Here is a 19244-nt window from a genome sequence, read left to right as displayed (position 1 = left end):
AAGGAGTGTTATTATAAATCCAATGCATATTTTTATCGTTTTTCATAGTTTGGGTCTATAATTTAAAATATGAATTAAAGAAGGAGAGTACATCATTATGAACCTGAAGCACTTACAATATTTTCGTGTACTTGCAGAGATGGAGCATTTTACCCAGGCAGCTGTGCGACTATGTATTACTCAACCCAGTTTAAGTCATGCGATTTCAGAATTAGAAAAAGATTTGGGAGTTCATCTGTTTGAGAAGCAGGGGAGAAATATTCGGTTAAACAAATACGGACGATTTTTCCTGAAGTATGTGGAGCACGCGATGGATGAATTGGAAAAGGGAGAACACAACTTACGGGAGTTAGTGAGTCCAAGCCATGGAAATATAGATTTGGCGTTCATTTACACGTTAGGCTCACACTTCATTCCAGCGATCATTCAAGCCTTTTCAGCTCTGGATGCCCGCAAAGATATCTCCTTTTCGTTTCACCAAGGGAATACGAACGATATTATCCAGGGGCTGAAGCAGGAACATTATGATGTGGCGTTCTGCTCTCACATGGAAAATGAACCGGATGTGGAGTTTATTCCGTTGGCTCAGCAGGAACTGGTTGTCATTGTTTCGCCTGATCATCCACTGGCCACTCTAGACCAAATTGATCTCAAGGATACAGCGGATTATCCAGTGATCTTCTTTAACAAAAAGAGTGGGATTCGGCCTATTATTGAAAACCTGTTCTCCAAAGCGGGCGTCACGCCACAGATTATTTGCGAGATTGAAGAGGATACAGCAATGGCAGGGCTGGTGTCTGTCAATTACGGAATTGGGGTTATGCCTCGAATTTCATCGTTAGATTATTTTAACGTCAAAACATTGCCTATTGTAAATCCAGAATACGAGCGTTTTATCTACCTGGCCAGCATCAAAAATAGATATTTATCCCCGGCAGTAGTGGACTTTCGGAACTTTGCACTAAGCTACGGCAAGGAGTTTTATCTGAAAACGCATCAGCGCGTCTAGGTTGGGGTCCCGCAATATTTAAACTTGATAAATCTTAAAATGTGTTCTATACTTCATCATCGACACAGGTAATGTGAAATGATTCACATTTTTAATACTACAAGACTTACTTACAAAAGCAGGTGAATTCATGATGAAACGTTCTTCTTTTCCAGTCGCGACAGGCCTTTATGTAAACTATCTTTTGTTCGGCATGTTTAATATTATGCTGGCGTCCCACATGTCCTTTTTAACAGAGCATTTGCATACAGATCAGGCGGGCATCAGTCTCTTGGTTTCTGCGATGGGATTTGGCAGGCTGTTTACCCTGTACATATCCGGGGTGCTCTCCGACCGTTATGGTCGTAAGCCGTTTATTGTGGTAGCAGGGCTACTAATGGCTGTATTCTTGGTCGGTATACCGCTAAGTCCCAGCTTTGAGATGGCGATCGTACTGGCTGTACTGGCAGGCGTAGCGAATTCTTTTCTTGATTCAGGTACTTATCCAGCGCTGATCGAAGCTTTTCCCCAATCCTCTGGTTCGGCTACAGTGTTGGTAAGAGGTTTTATATCCATCGGGGCGGCATTTTTACCGTTAATGATTATCTTTTTTATGAATCACGATATTTTCTACGGATTCTCTTTCTTTTTACCAGCCCTCATATTTGCTTTGAATGCAATTTACTTGTTCAAGATGAAGTTCCCAGACATGCGGGTTCAGTCACCCAAGAAGGAGCCAGTTGGTGATACTTCTGTATCAAGCGTTGAGCAAACGGGAAAATTGGAGGCAAATGACCGGAGTAAGCCGCGGTTTTGGCAGGAGGGGCTATGCCTTATCTTGCTCGGATTTACCGGACCGACTTTGCTTTATATTGTGCAGTTATGGCTGCCTACTTTTGGACAACAGTTTATCGGTATGACCCAATCAGAGTCTCTCAGATTATTAGTTTATTACAATGTCGGTTCACTGATTTCCGTGTTTGTATTGGTAATTGTGTTAAGAAAATGGGTTAAACCTGTTCACATTATTCTTATTTATCCATGTATTTCCCTGTTGGCTTTTGGAGCGCTTCTCTTATTCAAGTCAGGGGCTGCGGCCATTATTTGTGCGAGCGTCATTGGGTTTTCAATATCAGGTGTACTTCAGCTGACATTAACCGTAATGAGTGAATTTTTTAGTCAACGAAAAGGACAGATTACCGGGTTTGTGTATACAGCAACCTCGCTGTCATACACGGTCATTCCCGTGTTTACAGGCTTTCTTTTGAAACATTCTCAGATATCGAGTGTTTTTATGCTAGCTATTATTGTGAATGTGCTAGGGATCGTACTGGCGGTGTTTGTTAATTTTCGGTACAGTTTAGTTTTTCCAGCAAGTCGCAAATTGTCCCCTAAAATCGTACTTGATACCAAATAAATGACGACTGGACCTAATCATCTGCATGCTTATTCAGAATGCGTTATACTATGAATTATTGTACATGTTCGACTTGAAACTGTAATTTGGGAGTGAGATAGAGATGGCTAAAATCGTAAAGGTGAAAGATGTTCTGATCGGTGAAGGAGCGCCAAAAATTTGTGTGCCCATGGTGGGAGAAACGTTGGAGCAGTTGAAGGAAGAGGCCACTTATTTACGTACGCTCGACCTGGATATCGTGGAGTGGAGAGTCGATTTTTTCGAGCATGTGGAGGATCTGGAAAAGGTTAAAGTTGCCTTACATGAAATTCGGTCTATTTTAGCAAATGTTCCGCTCGTATTTACGTTCCGTAGCGCTCGGGAAGGCGGAGAAAAGGAAATCAGTGCAGCGAGTTATGTGGAATTGAACCGTACAGTAGCCGAAACGGGGCAAGTCGAACTTATTGATGTAGAGCTTTTTAATGAGGAAGCTGATGTGAAGACGCTGGTAGAAGCAGCACATAAGCATAACGTATATGTGATTATATCTAATCATGATTTTCATAAGACGCCGTCGAAGGAGGAGATTGTGTCCCGGTTACGTAAGGCGCAGGAATTGGGAGGCGATCTGCCCAAGATAGCAGTGATGCCAACCAATACAGCCGATGTGCTCACTTTGCTGGATGCCACGCGTACCATGGCAGAAGAGCATGCAGATCGGCCGATTATTACGATGTCGATGGCGGGGAAAGGTGTCGTGAGCCGCCTGACCGGAGAACTGTTTGGTTCGGCTCTGACCTTTGGTGCTGCTAAGAAAGCTTCCGCACCGGGGCAGATTCCTGTCACTGAACTGAGAGAGATATTGACGGTGCTGCATAACCATTCTTAAAAGATGGATAGGCATTACTCGCTAGTCAGTAATATATCCGCAGTGAACCAAAAAGGAAGGCCCCCATGCGGTAAGCATGCGAGCCCTCCTTTTTGTGTAACTCTTAATTCAATCCCCGAGTAGGTTCATACAACTCCCAACCTAGATTCAGCGTTTGAATAATATAGTCTGCGACTTCTTCCGCATCCAACTGATCCGTATCGATCTTGGAGTGATTCACCGCGTAAATGTCCTGTCTGGAACGGAAGAGATCCTCAATTTCCCCTAAAGTCTTGTTTTGTAGATTGGGACGGGTGTCAATCAGCATCTTGAGCCGATCTTTCCAGGAATCCCAATTTAAATCCAAGAAGAAAACAATCGATGAAGCCAAACAAGCTTGCTTCACCTCTTCCTGTAAAAATGCACCACCGCCAACGGAAATGATTTTGAGGCGTGTGTTGCTGCATAGCTTCAAAATATGCTCTTTTTCAATCTCACGGAAACGCTTCTCTCCATAAGTTTTGAAAATCTCTGTTGTTGGCATGTTGTATTCTCGTTCAATCTCCTGGTCAATATCCACGAAATCGCGATACAGCTTGCGCGCTAGATGGGAACCGATCGTTGTTTTGCCTACACCCATAAAGCCGATGAGCACAATATTTTGTTCTTTTAATGGAATCTCACTATTGTTTTGCACGATAACCACTCTTTTCTCACCAGTAATGTTGAGATGTAACGCTTCAAAGCACTAAATACATTATACGTTCATCCAACGTGTCATTCAATAGTATAGATTACATCAAAAATAAGGTATAGGACGGAAAAGAGCTTGTGAATACCATTATAGTGATCTAGAGTAAGTCAACGAGACCAGATATTCAAGTCTTGTAATGCGTAAATTGCTGAAAAACAACTTTGTACAAGTATAAAAAAGGCAAAATTGTGTACTTAATTGAAAATAAGCACATATTTTGCCGAAAAATATATTGAAATTACTGGAAGTAGGATTATAATAGAATTATGCAAATTGTAAATGTAATCGCTCTATTTACAATTTGTGTGCACCTGAATTTATAGAATGAAGTTACTTTGAACCAAAAACCAAGTATACATATGCAAATAGTATAATAATGCTTTATAGACATGTATCGGTCAATGGGTTCATTGTACGAAGGTGGTGATACGGTCTACGCGTTCTAGTCAACGAAGAATTGGAACAATAAAAAATATCTACGAGAGGGATGAATTGAAATGAAAACAAACACAGCTAAAGTATTGAAAAAGGGAATCAGTATCGCTTTATCAGGAATGTTGGTCGCGTTATTTGTCGGCAATTATTCTGCACATGCAGCACCAGAAGTCGTTCATAAGACCATACTTGTTAAAGCTGGAGAAGTATACGATGGTAAAGGCAAGACTGTAGTGGCTGATCCCGATACCTTGGGAGACGGAAGCCAGAAAGAGGCTCAAAAGCCTATTTTCAAGCTTGAAAATAATGCAACTCTGAAAAATGTGACCATCGCTGCTCCTGCTGCGGATGGTGTGCATGTATATGGCAACGGAACTATTTCCAACGTAACGTGGGAGGATGTAGGTGAAGATGCCTTGACGCTTAAAGAACCAGGCACGGTAAACATTACGGGCGGTGGAGCTTTCCATGCGTACGATAAAGTATTCCAAATTAATGCCGAAGGCACGATTAACATTAAAAACTTTAGAGCTGATGATATCGGAAAACTGGTTCGCCAACTTGGGGGCTCTACATTCAGAGTGAATATGACTTTGGATAACTCGGATATTTCCAATGTAAAGGACTCGATCCTGAGATCGGATGGTCCTAACAGCAAAGCTAAAATTACGAACACTCGTTATCACAATGTGAAACAATTGTTCAAAGGCTTTAAATCTGGTAATACGAGCGAGTCCGGCAATACTCAATATTAATCGGTATAGAATAGAGTAAGGATAGGAGTACGGATATGAAAGGGGCTGTCCAACAGGTCGTGTGGATCTGATTGGACAAGCCTCTTTTTTGGTACGTCGAGATACCTAAAGATGATCTGGGCTTCGTTCAGAACGAGGACTGTGATATGATCGTGCTATTACATTTTATACAAAAAAGTTGGGTAGCTATGAATCCTTTTCATCAATATGTGAATGTTGACGGCACTTTGAATGATACGTTGGTGCAGAATCGTGAAATTTTATATACAGGTACGAATGGTCGACATGTGGAACGTTTTTACGTGTCTTCCTCTGAAAGTTATATATTCAAACCGCTAACCAACGATGATCAGGAGGGGCGGGAAAGATGGGTGTATGAGCATGTGCTTCCTATGTTATCGCCGATCTATCCTCGATTGCTAGCCTGGTCTGATGCAGGTGCGGATGGCGGAGGAGAATGGATGGTTTTTGAGGACCTTGGTCCGTTACATCATCTACACGCAGACGAAACTTTATTGCGTGCTATTGGACTTGTAGCATGGTGGCATGCTTTGCCGACGGATCGTTTTGCTGGGATGCCGCTGCGGGGACCAAAGCCACTCATTCAGGAGATGGTGTCCGAGCTGTACACGCGCAAGTCGGATGTGTTAAAGCTTTGCAGCTCACTGGGTTTATCTAAGCAACAGATGCTACGTATATATGTACAGCTAGAGCATGTATCTTTTTCACAGCAGCTTGTACTGTCTCATGGTGATCTTCATCCGGGGAACTATGCGCTGAGCGGGGAACGGCTTATGGTACTGGATTGGGAGCATGCTCATCTGAACACACCGCTGTGGGATGTATATCACCTGATCGACATGTCCCATCCGTTGTTTCCCCGACGCATGACGTCCGAATTGCGTATTCGTATGCTGGACACATACGTGGAGCAGCTGGAGCTGTTGGGGATAAGAGTGGATCGAACGGCATTTATGCTGGAATATGGCATGTTTGCGGTGGTATTTTCGCTCTGGATGCTGTTATTAATCACAAGTGATTTGCAAAGGATTGGAACGAACCTGCATAGAAACGGCGACAAATGGTCAAAAGAGCAATTAGAGTCCCAGTTGGACGAAACGTTAGCCTGTTTGAACCAATGTGCAGCAATGATGGATTGGGGACAAGCCCAACCATGTAGATAGTAGCTTAAGACATAGACTGTATTTAGTTCGCCAAAGAAGGTAGGGAATATATCCATGAAAAAAGTCGGTTTGGTCATGAGAAAAATACAATTTGCTGAAGCCCAGGGTCCTCGTATTTTTGCAGAGCGTCTGAAGCAGATTGGGGCTGAATTGGGCGTAGATATTGTATTTGTATCACCGGAGCGTCATGTGAGCAGCCATGACTGGCTTCCGGGTTATGAGCATGAAAAGGGTGACCTAGTTAATTATGATATCGTACTGGACCAACTCCATGAGCAGCAGATTGAGCACGTTATTTATACGGTATCTGGCTTTACCTATTTGAACATGTTTTTTAAAAACAGCGTGCTTTTTCCGCATAGTTTTCCTGATCCGGCGCTTACAGGCTATGAGATGATGAAGCCTTTTTATCAGATCGTGAACAAGGCTATCGTACAGACTGCCTTTCTCAAGCAGGAGATGGCTTCGAAGTTTGGCGTAACCGATGTGACAGTCATCCCGATCGGATTTAATGAGCGACTGGTGGAAAAGCATTTTGATCCCTCGCAAGTGGTAGAGAACCGGGTGATGTGGATTGGTAGAGATGAGGAGAACCGACGTCCAGATTTGGTGCTGGAGTATGCGAGGCATAATCCTGACAAGGATGTCTATATGGTATTTGGCGGTGAACGCTACAAGGAAAGTATGAAGAAGTACGATATCCCGGACAATGTTAAACTTCAATTTGCGTTGACGCAAGATGAGGTGTTTGCACTGTTGAACACGGCGAAGGTGTATTGGAGCTGCTCCAAATTCGATACGTTCGCGATGCCGCTGACCGAAGCGCTCGCTATGGGTAAAATCGTCGTGAAGCCAGAGCATCCTTGCTATGGACATATCAGCTCTACGCATTCTTTTTCAGGAAATGAGAAAAACTGGTTCGAGCTGGTCAATATGGCTGCCGCCTCACCACGCCGGGTTTCTACAGAAAATCAGGCATACGCCATGGAACAGTTTTCGAGTCAGGTGATGAAGCAGGGCTATCGGGACTTTTTTGATCACTGGTTAAGCTGAACGGCGAGGCAAAATACTGGGGTTGCAACAAGCGTTTGAATGTCCAGAGTGAAATGAAAATAACCCGCAAGGTAGTCACTTTTTTAAAAAAATGTCCATCTTGCGGGTTACGGTTCATTGTGCTTTTTCAAAGGGGCTTTGTAGTGTTTGCAACCAGGTTGCGCCTTTTATTGGCGAATTCTTTGACTTATCGTTTGGACTTTACTGGAACTGGGGTTCCTTTTTTAAATCGAGTCGGTCTTCTCGGAATTCTGTTAATGCCGGAGTCCTCCGATTTGGAAGGTAACGCTCTACGAGTTGTCTTTGTTGAGAGTAAGCTTTGGTTGGTTCTGCTAAACTCAACAGTGTAATTGTCTACAGATGAATCAATGGCAAGTCGGCGCATTCCCACTCGTCTGGATGATCTGCTGCTCTCGTTCCAACACCAATGAAAATCATGGCTAGTATTTCTCGGAAGCCATGTGCGGTACGTGCCACGCCATGTATTTCTGGAGTGATCTTCAGCATAATAATAGAATGTGGTTCCCCCTACAGACCCGCTCCATATTTCTCTCGTATCACCAGGCTCTAGCCGATACCAGCCCATTTTAGAATAATTCATGGGATGACAGTCGGAATCAGGATAAGCATAGGCAGCAAAGATCGTGTTACTCGTGTTGTTTGTAAAAAAAAGGCTCATCATACACACTTCTTTCCTCATAAATTTGTATTGCAATGCATACTATGAGGAATGTAGAAGAAGAGAGTGGACAATATCTCTCAATCTATGAAAAATGAACCAATCGTTTACGTCCAACTTGCTGTTTTTAGAGATATGCCGCCATTCATTGTTCTCCGGTTGATAGCTGTACACTGTCCAACAAACAGAACGATTCTATGACTGTATCTCCGCTGTCGCTTCAGTATGAGCCGTCTTACGATCCACAATGTAGCTAACTATCATGAGTAGCAGACCGCCGACAGTGATTAGCGATGCAACCCATGGAATAGCGGCTAGCCCCATTTGATTAATAACGACTCCACCGATAAAAGCGCCGCCTGCGTTACCCAGATTCAATGCGGAATGGCTGGAGGTAGAGGCAAGCAGAGGAGCCTCATAGGCCAGATTCATGATGCGAACCTGAATACCCGGCATGATGCCGAACGCAGCAATGCCCCAGATAAAGACAGTGATGACGGCCAATACCTGGCTTTGAAGCGTAAATGTCAGAATGGCCAAAATAATAGCCAGTATAGCATAGTTTGCGATCAAAGATGGAAGTAGTTTCCAATCTGCAAGCTTGCCGCCAACGATATTGCCGATCGTTACCCCTAGGCCAAACAGGACGAGAATCCAGGTAATGCTATGTTCGGCAAAGCCACTAATGTCCGTAAGCAAAGGCGTAATGTACGTAAAGACAGTGAACAGACTACCACAACCGACTGCACCTGTGAGCAGCATCAGCAGCACTTTTGGATTAAACAGGCTTTTGACTTCTTGTTTGAGACTGGAAGGCTTGTCCTGGTGAATTACCGGAATGTAACGAATGATACCAAAGAGAGAAATCAAGCCGATGACCACAATAGCTCCAAAGGAAGCACGCCAGCCGAGTTGTTGTCCGATAAAGGTTCCAAAGGGCACACCAATAATGTTCGCCACGGTCAAACCGGTCAGCACCATAGAAATGGCACCCGCGCGCTTGTCAGGACGAACCAGTCGGGCAGCGATCAGGGAACCGGCTCCCAAAAAGGTTCCGTGCGATAATGCAGTAGCCATACGGGCCGCAATCAGAAATTCGTAATTGGGAGCAATGACGGAAAAAAGATTGCCTAAAATGAATATGGTCATGAGTAGGCATAGCAGCTTTTTCTGCGGAACCTTATGGGTTAATACAGTAAGCACAGGCGCACCAATGGCTACACCAAGCGCGTAACTGGTGATTAACTGCCCGGCTTGCGGAATCGTAACATGAAGATCATGGGCTACATTGGGCAGTAGTCCCATAATGACGAATTCGGTCATGCCGATGGCGAAGGCACCAAGGGTCAACCATAGCAAGGAGGGAGGGAAGCGGTTTGCTGTCATATTTTCTTGATTACTCATAAGCGTCTTGTATCCTCCTGAAAAAATAGTAATGCGAGTATATCATTACAGGCGATATCTGGCGACCCATTTTGCAAGAATTTTACATACTAAGTTGATGAGTTTTATGTAATTTACAAAAGCGACAGGTAGGAAGGAGCCAAGTATGTTATTTTGGTAGTATGATATTAAGATTGTAAATAACGCTGTAAGGAACGATCTAAGGAGGATACAACGATGGCACCTAAAGTGGTACATAGTATTACAGATTTAATAGGAGATACACCTTGTGTAAGACTCCAACGGCTCACAGGGCCGCAGGATGCGGAAGTGTATGTGAAGCTGGAGTATTTTAATCCAAGCGGCAGTGTTAAAGATCGGGCGGCGGGCAACCTGATTGCCGAGGCTGAAAAGGCAGGACATCTAAAGCCGGGAGGCACCATTATTGAGCCGACGAGTGGCAACACGGGAATTGGTCTTGCGATGAATGCGGCAGCCCGAGGTTACCGTGCGATTTTGGTGATGCCCTCGAACATGACGAAGGAACGGATCAATATTCTGAAAGCCTACGGGGCTGAGGTCGTACTGACACCAGCGGAAGAACGGATGCCAGGAGCGATTCGCAAGGCACTCGAACTGGGGGCTGAAATTGAAGGGAGCTTTATCCCGCATCAATTTGAAAATGAGGCAAATCCCGATATCCACCGTACGACGACGGCACTGGAAATTTTGGAACAGACGGAAGGGAAGCTGGATGTGTTCGTCGCTTCTTCGGGAACGGGCGGTACCATTACGGGAACAGGTGAAGTGCTGCGTCAGCATTTGCCGGATCTGCGGATTGTTGTAGTTGAGCCGAAGGGTTCGCCAGTGCTATCTGGAGGAAAACCCGGTCCACATAAGCTGGTTGGCACCAGTCCAGGCTTTGTTCCCACCGTGCTGAATACGGAAGTGTATGACGAAATCGTGCAGGTTTCCGATGAGGATGCGATTGCAATGACACGAGCGATTGCTGCCCAGGAAGGGATTCTGGTTGGTCCCTCTAGCGGAGCTACGATATGGACGGCGATTCAGGAAGCGCGGCGTTTGGGAGCAGGCAAACGGGTACTTTGCATTGCCCCGGATACCGGAGAACGTTATCTGAGCATGGGGATATTCGGATAAAAAGATGTGGATGGGGACCAAAGTGATACACGACCGTAAGTAAGTGGTAAAATAGGTGTGTGATAGCGGTTCCACGAACTATTCATATGTGGATGAAGCAGGGAATATTTTGAGGGTTGAAGGAGGAGCAGCATGAAGATTATGCCTTTACAGAAACGTGGAATCTCCGATAGTCGGCTGGCGCTCGGTTGTATGCCTTTTGGTGGAGAATGGAGCCATGCACCGTTTACGCAGGAGCATGTCGTTGAAGCGGAAAGAGCTGTAGAAGCTGCACAATCCATTGGGATTACGATGTTCGATCATGCGGATATCTATCGTATGGGGAAAGCGGAAGAGATTTTCGGCCGGATTTTAAAGGGACAGCCGGGCTTGCGTGAACAAATCGTAATTCAGTCCAAATGCGGCATTTTTCTGCCAGATGGTACGCTCCCGGGCCGCTTTGATTTCTCATATGCTCATATTATGGAGTCCGTGGATGGTATCCTGAAGCGTCTGGGTACCGAATATTTGGACATCCTGTTGCTGCATCGCCCTGATCCGCTGGTAGAGCCGGAAGAAGTAGCGAAGGCGTTCAGTGAGCTTAAAGCATCCGGCAAAGTAAGGCATTTCGGCGTTTCCAATATGAATGTAAGCCAAATTCGTTTTCTGGAGCGGAGCTTAACGGAGCCGCTGGTCGCTAATCAGCTGGAGATGAGCCTGGCGCATCTGCATTTTGTAGATCAGACCGTACATGTGAACCAGCAGGCGGGGACGAATGTACATTTTGGCGAAGGTTTGCTGGAATATTGCCAAACCGAGGATATTCAGCTCCAAGCCTGGGGACCGCTAGCGCAGGGACGTTTTAGCGGAGGTTCTTTGGAAGGGGCGCCTGAGCATGTCGTTAAGACGGCAGAGCTGGTGCAAAAGCTGGCTTCTGAAAAGGAAACGACACGTGAAGCGATCGTCCTTGGCTGGCTTATGAAGCATCCGGCACGGATTCAGCCTGTCATTGGCAGCGCCAATCCTGAACGAATCAAAGCATGTCAGGATGCGGAACGCCAGAGCGAGCTGATGACCCGCGAGGAATGGTATGAATTGTACGTCAGTGCGCGCGGACAAGCCTTGCCATAAACTCGTACTGCAGACCCGGATGTTACAGCAGGCGTAAGTGTATGTCCTTGTTATACGAACCTTAGTTTAAATAGACCCTCCCTTCGTTTCATTAACAGACGGAGGGAGGGTCTATTTACATGGATGCATCTCATATTGCCTCAGCAGCTATTCCTCTTCGTATCGTGCGAGGGCCTTGGCGGTTGTTTCCTTCATTCGTGAGATCAGCCGTGAGCCTTGGACGACCTTGACACGTTTGCCAAGAAAACGGATTTTGGATAGCACATATTCACATTCGTCTGCCTGGAAGGTGAGTGTAATACGATAGGTATCTGCTTCCTGAACATATTCCACCTCTTTTTCAAAGCAGGAAAAAGCATATAATATACGAGACATTTCACCGTTGTATATAGGAATAATTTCGATGATGCCTTGCTCTTTGCGCGACTCCAGTATACCGAGTATACGTTGGGAGAATTTTTCGGCCTCTTCGGGTAGAAGCTCATCTTCCGTGATGTTCACGATATTAGACAGCTTGGTAGACATGAGCGCGCGGTGTCTGCGGTTATACCACTGTAGGCTCCATTCTTTTTTGACCATGGAGAACTCCAGCTTATATGGAAAACCGGACATTCGCTCATGCATGCGTCCGTTGCGCAGTTTGTAGGTTATACAGATGCCTGAACGGGATCGCAGAATGGGACGCAATTCACGCAAGAGTGGATGGTATACCGAGACAGCCGGGATACCTGCTTTTTCCCGCAAACTTCCATCAGCCTCCAGCGGCTCGTCGTCTGCGAGCATCTGCCGAAGCTTATCCAGCGTAGACGGGGTGAAAGCCTCTATTGCTGCCGAGTCCGCCAGCATAGATTGGAGCCAGACTCTTTCCTGCGATGTGGTAGCAAAGGCGCCCGATTCATCCAGCCGAGAGACGATCTGGTAGTTAAATATTTTCTCGAACAGGCTCATAATAGGCTTGCAGCTCCTTCCATTCCTGTCTGAATTCCTTCCGTAGCCGCTGAGGCTCCAATACCTCACAGCTTGATCCGAAGCTGCGAATCCACGGTTTAATCTCGGTGATTCCATTCACTGTGATTTCATAGATAAAGGATTCACTTTCTTCCTCCGCGATCGTACCCCACTGTCCCTGTGACAGCACACGTTCCCGAATAAAGTTGCGCTTCGCGCCCTCAGGATTAAAAAAACGTACACGTACCTTCACAGGACGACCGGTATCAACGAGCCAGCTGTACCGCATTTTTTCTTCCAACACCGCTAGCAGATCGGCATGAAACTGCTCGGGGACAGGCTTACCCTCCACCAATTGAGTCATGCCCTCCATACGAAACTTCATGATTCCTTTACCACCTACATGACCCAGAACATACCAACGTCCATATTGATGGTCATAGATGACTTGCAGGGGCAGAATGGTATGTTCACGGCCTTCCGTCTCTTTTTCAAACAGCGGGTTTGTGTTCTGTGACCCGTACATGCTTCGTTTGGACGCCGAAAAATATAAAAAGGTTACACAGCGACGTTGCCGAATGGCATGCAGAAGCGGATGAATATGGGCTTCGTCCAGAATACGTGAATAATAATGGTATTTATATAAAAAAGGCTCGGCCATCTCCCGATCTCCGAGCTGACGGCGCATGGCTTTTTTTAGATGATCTCGCAACAGATATCCCTGTACAGAGGGGAGCTGGGTGTTGGCCATAATGTCCACAAAATCATATAAGTCCAGTAATTCCTCGTCCGTCAGTTCTGTCACCAGGTCGTTACGGACAGCATAGCGGTAAGGTCTGCCGCCGGACTCTTTACGAACCACGCCGACTTCGACCAGATATTTCAGATCGGAACGAATCGTTTTCTCATCCGGCAGTGAACTGTCGGAAGGCAGCCCGTTGCAGCAAGCATCCAATAGTTCCATGGTGGTCATAGGCTGTGACTGTAGCGCTGTCAGCAGAAGAGATAAGCGGACGCTTTCAGATTCCTTGAGCGATTTGGCCCGAAACAAAAATAGTAGTAATGGATCAGCGGATTCGTAATAATTAAAGCGCAGCATCTCATTAAAATCATGTCCCTGGTCCTCAGGCAACTGCTGTTGTACGGATTGGACGATTTCCTTGAGACGCCGGATTGTTTTATCAAAGGTATGTACTGAAATGCCCAGTCTATCTGCAAATTGCTGCCGATTATAGGCGCCGCTTGTTAATGTGAGCATACGTAGGAATTGAATTTCTTTATCAAAACTCTCTCTCGCCATGATGCATTCCCCGTTTCTGTTGCCGTTCTCCGAAAGCAAGTATCCCTTTATTCTAACAGGGAAGGGATGCAGGAAAAAGGGAAATTATTCATCTTTGTAATACTTTCACCATGTTCACGACTTCCAAAATAAAGCATCATAGGAGTATAAGATAGCACGATGAAATAAGAAGCAATACTTAACAGAAGGGTGATGCAACATGTTTGGACGGGAGAGGAAACGGCTATGCGTCTTCGCCGCTTATTAATAGATGTAACGGATGACTCGATTAGAGAACAGATTCGGGAAATACTTTAATGATAAGGGAGGGAACAACATGACAGATGTGAAGCATGGGCAGGGGTTTCATTCAACCAGAAATGCGCGAAACGATTTTGCGTGAACTGCGCGCGTTGGAGCAGGAGGAGCAAATACGTATTATATACGCCTGTGAATCAGGCAGTCGGGCATGGGGGTTTCCTTCACAGGACAGTGACTATGATGTACGATTTATCTATGTAAGACCCATAGAATGGTATTTGTCTATTTTTGATAAGCGGGATGTGATTGAACGGCCAATCAGCGATTTACTGGATATAAACGGCTGGGATTTGAAAAAGGCACTCCATTTGTTTCGCAAGTCTAATCCGCCTTTGCTGGAATGGCTGCAATCTCCGATTCCCTATTTGGAGCAGTATTCAGTAGCTGACCAGATTCGTGCGATATCGCCGTTAACCTTCTCTCCGAAGTCCTGTATGTACCATTATCTGAATATGGCGCGTGGAAACTATCGGGATTATTTGCAAGGGGAACAGGTGAAGATTAAAAAGTATTTTTACGTGCTGCGCCCACTGCTGGCCTGTGGCTGGATTGAACGTTACAACAGCATGCCTCCGATGGAATTCGTAGACTTGCTAGAGGAATTAATTCCGGCCGATACAGAACTTTATCAGGTGATCGGGCATTTGCTGCAACGTAAAAAAGCGGGTGAGGAACTGGATATGGAGCCACGGCTTTCGGTGGTGAATGATTTTATACAGCAGCAAATTGCTTATTTTGAACAGAAGGCGCCCTTGCTTCAGCATATGGAGAGTGGACGTGATCAGCAGTTGGATGATTTGTTCCGCGCTGCGGTGAATGAAGTATGGAAAGCATAAGACTGGGAAGGAGAAGTGGAGTATGCACATCACGCTAAAAGCAACCGGAACCCATGCAGGGATGATTTCGCATTTGCTTGCTAAGAATCCTTACAATACGTATGATCGCACAGAAAAAGGCGCACGTGTACGCATGGTGTACACCGTTTTTACCGAGGAAGAGGCTGAGATCGTCATTCTGGCTTCGCCAGATTCGATTGATTTGGTCAAAAACAGTCCAGACAGCTATGATATTACACAATATATTAATGACCGGGAGTTTGTAACCAGCAGCTTATTTTGCACCTATATTCGTGGCTCGCTTGGCACGGCCCTGAACGGCAAACCCAAGGAAGACTATGCAGGATGGGTGACGCACCCTTTTGCGCTGGAGTTATCGTTTGGGCCCGTTGCTTCGAATTTGCCGGATGCTGTAGTGGAGGGACTATTTGCTCCGCTGGGCTATCAAGTGGCTATTGAACGAGGGGAAGCGGACTATTCTTTTCAGCTGAAAAATCGAAGCACCGTCAGATATGTCACGTTAAGTGGTCATCAGACGGTGCAGTATGCGTTGCGTCAGTTATTACTGTTGATTCCGGTGCTGGATAATTATAAGCACTACTACATCAGTGAAGAAGAGTTTGACAAGCTGAGACGTTACGGTGAAGGCTGGCTGCCAGAGCATCCACTTCGCGAGCTTATCATTCGACGCACGCTTCGTTTTACCAATCTGATTGAGCAATTTGAGCAATCTGATTCTGCTAAAACAACAGGCACAAAAAAACATATTGAAAAGGATACTGTCCAAGCTCAAAAGGATAAGCACGAACAGATTCAACAGCCAGAACAGCCACAGGAAGAAGGGAAGCAACAACCTACAGTACGGCTAAATGAGCTGCGATATCAAGCCATTATGGACGTAATTCGCAAGTTGCCTCACAGACAGAAAATCGTAGATTTTGGTTCAGGGGAAGGGAAGCTTTCGGCTCGGCTGGCTCGAATGACGGGCGTTGAAGAGATTTGGGCGGTGGAGCCGTCTGCGTATGCACAGGTGAGAGCCATGGAGCGTTTTGCCAAGCTGGAAAGGCATGCCGACGCGATCAGCCCTACACCCATGATGGGCTCTCTCTTTTATTATGATGAACAATTGCGGGGCAAAGATGTGATGATTCTATGTGAGGTCATTGAGCACGTGGATGAGCATCGTCTGAACCGGGTGATGAAGACGATTGTGACGGAGTATCAGCCGGGCGTGCTGATCGTGACGACTCCCAATCGTGAATATAATGAAGTGTATCGTATGAATCAGCAAGAGCTGCGGCATGGCGATCACCGTTTTGAATGGAGTAGAAGCGAGTTTCAGGAACGATGTGAGCAGTGGATTGCGGAAGCTCCTTATTCGGTAGCGCTGAAGGGGATCGGAGAAGAGGCCGAAGGCTTTGGACAACCGACCCAAATGGCTATATTTACGCGCAGAAAGGAGCAGAAGGAAACATGAGCAATTCATCCAAACGTACGATTCATTTACCGCACGCTGGACTGGTTGTGTTGGTGGGGGCCTCCAACAGTGGAAAAACCACATTATTGGACAGGCTGGTGAGCGAAGGGGTTCTACTGGAGACAGAAGTGGTATCCTCAGATCATTTTCGCAAGCTGGTCGGAGATACGGAATTTATAGAATGGAGTGGACTTCCAAGGCTGGAATCGGATGTACTGTTCTATGAGTATCAGCAGATGTCAGCCAAGGCGTTTGAGGCGATGGATACGATTCTGGCTATGCGCTGTCGCTTGAATAAGCTGACGGTTGTGGATGCCACCCATTTGTATGCTGAGGACCGCCAGAAATATGTACAGCTGGCAGCCAAGGCGCATGTTCCTGTGATGGCCTTGGTATTGGATGTACCCGAAGCTATGCTGCTGGAACGGGATTTAGGCAGGGAGCATCCGCGTGGCCGCCAACGGGTCAAGCAGCAGGCGCAGCTGTTAAAGCGGAACCTGCGCGGTATCCGTGAGGAAGGCTTTAACGCTTGCTACATCCTTATGGATGTAGAAGAAATGAACTTTGTTCGCAGTGCGCAGCCACTGTTTCATGAGATTGGCTCAGGTATTGACATCATTGGTGATATCCATGGGTGCTACCGTGAGATGCTGGAAGTGATAGAGCGGCTAGGATATACGGAAGATATGGAAGGACTATACTATCATCCAGAAGGCAGAAGACTGGTATCTGTCGGGGATGTGATGAGCCGTGGCCCAGAATCGTTACAAGCGGTGCAGTTCTGGAAAAAGCACGTGGATGCCGGACTAGCGTATATGATTGACAGCAATCATGGATGGAAAATCGGCCGTTACCTCGATGGGAGAAAGGTGACTCTCAGTCATGGGGATGAACAATTTGCAGAGGAACTGGCCCAATATGAACAAAAAGCGGGCAAGGCAGCAGCGGAACAGCTTAAAAGCGAGTTGAGGGATTTTCTGTTACATGCACCCTCTCATCTTATTTTTGGCAGAAATGGATTGCGACACGTGGTTGTGGCTCATGCCGGGATTAAGGATCATTTTATCGGCAAACAGTCGGCACGTATTTCTGATTATTGTCGCTATGGAGATACGGAAGGGCAGGATGCGAACGGAAAACCGATCCGCAAGGATTGGTTCGTAGACCATGAATCGGGAGAAATAGTAGTATGGGGACATGATCCGAGACCGCAGCCTACCCTTGTGAACCAGACGGTGAATATTGATCAGGGTGTGGTATTTGGCGGTATGCTGACCGCTTATCGTTATCCGGAAAAGGAATTTGTCAGCGTTCCGGCACATGAGAATTATGCGAATGATCCCGATAGCCCACTTGTCCGGTGGCAGAGAAAACGGTTTTCCCCGCCGAATTTACGCAAGCTCATCGCCGGTTATAGTGTGTTGACGGAATCGTATGGCGAAGTGCACGTGCAAGGAGAATGGATCAAATCCGCTATAGATACCGTGTCACATGTGACTGTACCTGTGGAGGAGCTGGTGTATATTCCACCGACGATGAGCCCTGCTCCAGCGGTGTCTGCAGAGGAAGGATATCTGGAGCATCCACGTGAGGCACTGGCTTATTATCGCGGGCAAGGAGTACAAACGATGGTGGCCGAGAAAAAACATATGGGTAGCCGAGCGATTCTACTATTATTCAAAAACGAACAAGCCGCTGTTCAATATGTAGGCTACCCGACATTGGGCACGATCTACAGTCGGAGCGGGAGAGCTTTCTTTGAACAAAGCCTTGGGAAGCAAGTGCTGGAGAAGCTGAATGTGGATCTACGGACTGCTGGATATTTTGAACGGAACCAGACGGATTTTGTGTTGCTGGATGCGGAAATTGTACCGTGGAATCTCAAGGCTCGGGAACTGATTGCTGCACAGTATGCGCATGTGGGTGAAGCAGCTCTGCTGGATCGCAGTAAGCTGGTAGACAAGCTGAAGCAGGCGAAGGTTGCAGGCCGAGAGGTTGGAGACTGGCTGGAGGAAATGGAATGGAAATATGCGAATGCCGTAACGTTTCAAGAGGCTTTTCAAAAATATTGCTGGGATGTGGACGGTCTGGATGAAATTCGTATCGCTCCGTTTCATACGCTGGCACACAGTGGAAAGACTTTTTTCGACCATTCTCATATTTGGCATATGGAGCAAAACCGGGAGCTAGCTGGGCTGTCTTCCCTGTTTATGGAGACAGAGTATCGCGTGATCACGGACGAAGCAAGCGAGGAAGAGGTCATTCGCTGGTGGAACGAGATGACAGAGGATGGTCATGAGGGGATTGTGATCAAGCCAGAATGCTTTTTGATGAAAAATCGGGACAAGATGATTCAGCCTGCAATCAAGGTGAGAGGCCGGAAGTATTTGCACATCATTTACGGTATGGATTATCTTGCCCCTGAGAATTTAAAGCGTCTGAAGCAGCGTCGAACGAACAAAAAGGAACGTCATGCCCTGATGGAAGGAGCGCTAGGTATGGAAGGCGTGGAACGTTTTGTCCGCAAGGATACGGTAGATCGTATTCATGAATGCGTCCTTGCCGCGCTATCTCTGGAATCGGAGCCGATTGATCCGAGATTGTAGTTGCGAAGGAG

General features: G+C 46.3%; 16 protein-coding genes and 1 pseudogene. 11 read left to right on the top strand and 6 right to left on the bottom strand.

Features of this window, described 5'->3' with window-relative positions; genetic code table 11:
• Positions 1-97 precede the first annotated feature (97 nt).
• From G9G54_RS20735 to aroD, 3 genes are all read left to right on the top strand, one after another.
• A complete protein-coding gene (locus G9G54_RS20735) occupies positions 98-1009 on the top strand; it encodes a LysR family transcriptional regulator (protein WP_165179439.1) in 912 nt (303 codons plus the stop codon).
• 130 nt (positions 1010-1139) lie between these two features.
• Entirely contained in the window at positions 1140-2405 is a 1266-nt protein-coding gene (locus tag G9G54_RS20730; protein WP_165179438.1) for an MFS transporter, read from the top strand.
• 103 nt (positions 2406-2508) lie between these two features.
• A complete protein-coding gene (gene aroD, locus G9G54_RS20725) occupies positions 2509-3273 on the top strand; it encodes a type I 3-dehydroquinate dehydratase (protein ID WP_160789095.1) in 765 nt (254 codons plus the stop codon).
• A 103-nt stretch (positions 3274-3376) separates the two neighbouring features.
• Here aroD and G9G54_RS20720 read toward each other — a convergent pair whose 3' ends face one another.
• Positions 3377-3949 (bottom strand): shikimate kinase, encoded by a 573-nt coding sequence (locus G9G54_RS20720; protein WP_023987143.1) that lies wholly within the window; start codon positions 3947-3949, stop codon positions 3377-3379.
• 554 nt (positions 3950-4503) lie between these two features.
• On the opposite strand from G9G54_RS20720, the gene G9G54_RS20715 reads away from it, so the two are divergent.
• The 3 genes from G9G54_RS20715 (at position 4504) to G9G54_RS20705 (ending at position 7433) form a co-directional block, all read left to right on the top strand.
• A complete protein-coding gene (locus tag G9G54_RS20715) occupies positions 4504-5196 on the top strand; it encodes a pectate lyase (RefSeq protein WP_061830632.1) in 693 nt (230 codons plus the stop codon).
• A 146-nt stretch (positions 5197-5342) separates the two neighbouring features.
• On the top strand, positions 5343-6380 hold the full coding sequence (locus G9G54_RS20710) for an aminoglycoside phosphotransferase family protein (RefSeq protein WP_185156320.1): 1038 nt from the start codon (positions 5343-5345) through the stop codon (positions 6378-6380).
• 54 nt (positions 6381-6434) lie between these two features.
• Entirely contained in the window at positions 6435-7433 is a 999-nt protein-coding gene (locus tag G9G54_RS20705) for a glycosyltransferase (RefSeq protein WP_165179437.1), read from the top strand.
• A gap of 354 nt (positions 7434-7787) precedes the next feature.
• On the opposite strand, the gene G9G54_RS25825 is transcribed toward G9G54_RS20705, so the two are convergent.
• The 3 genes and pseudogenes from G9G54_RS25825 to G9G54_RS20695 form a co-directional block, all read right to left on the bottom strand.
• Positions 7788-7940 (bottom strand): hypothetical protein, encoded by a 153-nt coding sequence (locus G9G54_RS25825; protein WP_238808300.1) that lies wholly within the window; start codon positions 7938-7940, stop codon positions 7788-7790.
• A gap of 19 nt (positions 7941-7959) precedes the next feature.
• A pseudogene (locus tag G9G54_RS26265) lies at positions 7960-8112 on the bottom strand (DUF1036 domain-containing protein); the annotation flags it as partial.
• Positions 8113-8307: 195 nt separating this feature from the next.
• A complete protein-coding gene (locus G9G54_RS20695; protein ID WP_165179435.1) occupies positions 8308-9516 on the bottom strand; it encodes an MFS transporter in 1209 nt (402 codons plus the stop codon).
• Between the two features lie 216 nt (positions 9517-9732).
• On the opposite strand from G9G54_RS20695, the gene cysK reads away from it, so the two are divergent.
• Together cysK and G9G54_RS20685 are read left to right on the top strand one after the other, a co-directional pair.
• A complete protein-coding gene (gene cysK, locus G9G54_RS20690; protein ID WP_028542041.1) occupies positions 9733-10656 on the top strand; it encodes a cysteine synthase A in 924 nt (307 codons plus the stop codon).
• Between the two features lie 132 nt (positions 10657-10788).
• Positions 10789-11766, top strand: coding sequence for an aldo/keto reductase (locus G9G54_RS20685; RefSeq protein WP_165179434.1), 978 nt, complete (start codon positions 10789-10791; stop codon positions 11764-11766).
• Between the two features lie 147 nt (positions 11767-11913).
• On the opposite strand, the gene G9G54_RS20680 is transcribed toward G9G54_RS20685, so the two are convergent.
• Both G9G54_RS20680 and G9G54_RS20675 read right to left on the bottom strand, forming a co-directional pair.
• Positions 11914-12714 (bottom strand): WYL domain-containing protein, encoded by an 801-nt coding sequence (locus G9G54_RS20680; protein WP_165179433.1) that lies wholly within the window; start codon positions 12712-12714, stop codon positions 11914-11916.
• A complete protein-coding gene (locus G9G54_RS20675; RefSeq protein ID WP_165179432.1) occupies positions 12689-14014 on the bottom strand; it encodes a helix-turn-helix transcriptional regulator in 1326 nt (441 codons plus the stop codon). The genes G9G54_RS20680 and G9G54_RS20675 overlap by 26 nt, the downstream gene beginning before the upstream one ends.
• A 332-nt stretch (positions 14015-14346) precedes the next feature.
• Between G9G54_RS20675 and G9G54_RS20670 the strand changes: the two genes are divergently transcribed.
• The 3 genes from G9G54_RS20670 to G9G54_RS20660 are packed head-to-tail and all read left to right on the top strand — an operon-like array spanning position 14347 to position 19233.
• The gene (locus G9G54_RS20670) at positions 14347-15150 is read left to right on the top strand and encodes a nucleotidyltransferase domain-containing protein (protein WP_238808298.1); all 804 of its coding nucleotides are present in this window, start codon (positions 14347-14349) and stop codon (positions 15148-15150) included.
• 22 nt (positions 15151-15172) lie between these two features.
• Complete coding sequence (locus G9G54_RS20665) at positions 15173-16627, top strand: 3' terminal RNA ribose 2'-O-methyltransferase Hen1 (RefSeq protein ID WP_165179431.1); 1455 nt, start codon at positions 15173-15175, stop codon at positions 16625-16627.
• Positions 16624-19233 carry a polynucleotide kinase-phosphatase gene (locus G9G54_RS20660; protein WP_165179430.1) on the top strand — a complete coding sequence of 870 codons (2610 nt, stop codon included), beginning with the start codon at positions 16624-16626 and terminating at the stop codon, positions 19231-19233. The genes G9G54_RS20665 and G9G54_RS20660 overlap by 4 nt, the downstream gene beginning before the upstream one ends.
• The last annotated feature ends 11 nt before the right edge of the window (positions 19234-19244 follow it).

Source organism: Paenibacillus sp. EKM212P (genome assembly GCF_011066115.1).
GTDB classification, from domain to species: domain Bacteria; phylum Bacillota; class Bacilli; order Paenibacillales; family Paenibacillaceae; genus Paenibacillus; species Paenibacillus polymyxa_B.
Note: the sequence above shows the minus strand (reverse complement) of the source record. Positions and strands in the feature narration are given on the sequence as shown.

What these genes read in the sequence shown, in the direction of transcription:
- G9G54_RS20730 (WP_165179438.1), top strand. Translation starts at nt 1,140, where the DNA reads ATGATGAAACGTTCTTCTTTTCCAGTCGCGACAGGCCTTTATGTAAAC.
- G9G54_RS20675 (WP_165179432.1), bottom strand. Translation starts at nt 14,014, where the DNA reads ATGGCGAGAGAGAGTTTTGATAAAGAAATTCAATTCCTACGTATGCTC.
- G9G54_RS25825 (WP_238808300.1), bottom strand. Translation starts at nt 7,940, where the DNA reads ATGCTGAAGATCACTCCAGAAATACATGGCGTGGCACGTACCGCACAT.
- G9G54_RS20685 (WP_165179434.1), top strand. Translation starts at nt 10,789, where the DNA reads ATGAAGATTATGCCTTTACAGAAACGTGGAATCTCCGATAGTCGGCTG.
- cysK (WP_028542041.1), top strand. Translation starts at nt 9,733, where the DNA reads ATGGCACCTAAAGTGGTACATAGTATTACAGATTTAATAGGAGATACA.
- aroD (WP_160789095.1), top strand. Translation starts at nt 2,509, where the DNA reads ATGGCTAAAATCGTAAAGGTGAAAGATGTTCTGATCGGTGAAGGAGCG.
- G9G54_RS20670 (WP_238808298.1), top strand. Translation starts at nt 14,347, where the DNA reads ATGGGCAGGGGTTTCATTCAACCAGAAATGCGCGAAACGATTTTGCGT.
- G9G54_RS20680 (WP_165179433.1), bottom strand. Translation starts at nt 12,714, where the DNA reads ATGAGCCTGTTCGAGAAAATATTTAACTACCAGATCGTCTCTCGGCTG.
- G9G54_RS20660 (WP_165179430.1), top strand. Translation starts at nt 16,624, where the DNA reads ATGAGCAATTCATCCAAACGTACGATTCATTTACCGCACGCTGGACTG.
- G9G54_RS20705 (WP_165179437.1), top strand. Translation starts at nt 6,435, where the DNA reads ATGAAAAAAGTCGGTTTGGTCATGAGAAAAATACAATTTGCTGAAGCC.
- G9G54_RS20665 (WP_165179431.1), top strand. Translation starts at nt 15,173, where the DNA reads ATGCACATCACGCTAAAAGCAACCGGAACCCATGCAGGGATGATTTCG.
- G9G54_RS20735 (WP_165179439.1), top strand. Translation starts at nt 98, where the DNA reads ATGAACCTGAAGCACTTACAATATTTTCGTGTACTTGCAGAGATGGAG.
- G9G54_RS20715 (WP_061830632.1), top strand. Translation starts at nt 4,504, where the DNA reads ATGAAAACAAACACAGCTAAAGTATTGAAAAAGGGAATCAGTATCGCT.
- G9G54_RS20695 (WP_165179435.1), bottom strand. Translation starts at nt 9,516, where the DNA reads ATGAGTAATCAAGAAAATATGACAGCAAACCGCTTCCCTCCCTCCTTG.
- G9G54_RS20710 (WP_185156320.1), top strand. Translation starts at nt 5,343, where the DNA reads ATGATCGTGCTATTACATTTTATACAAAAAAGTTGGGTAGCTATGAAT.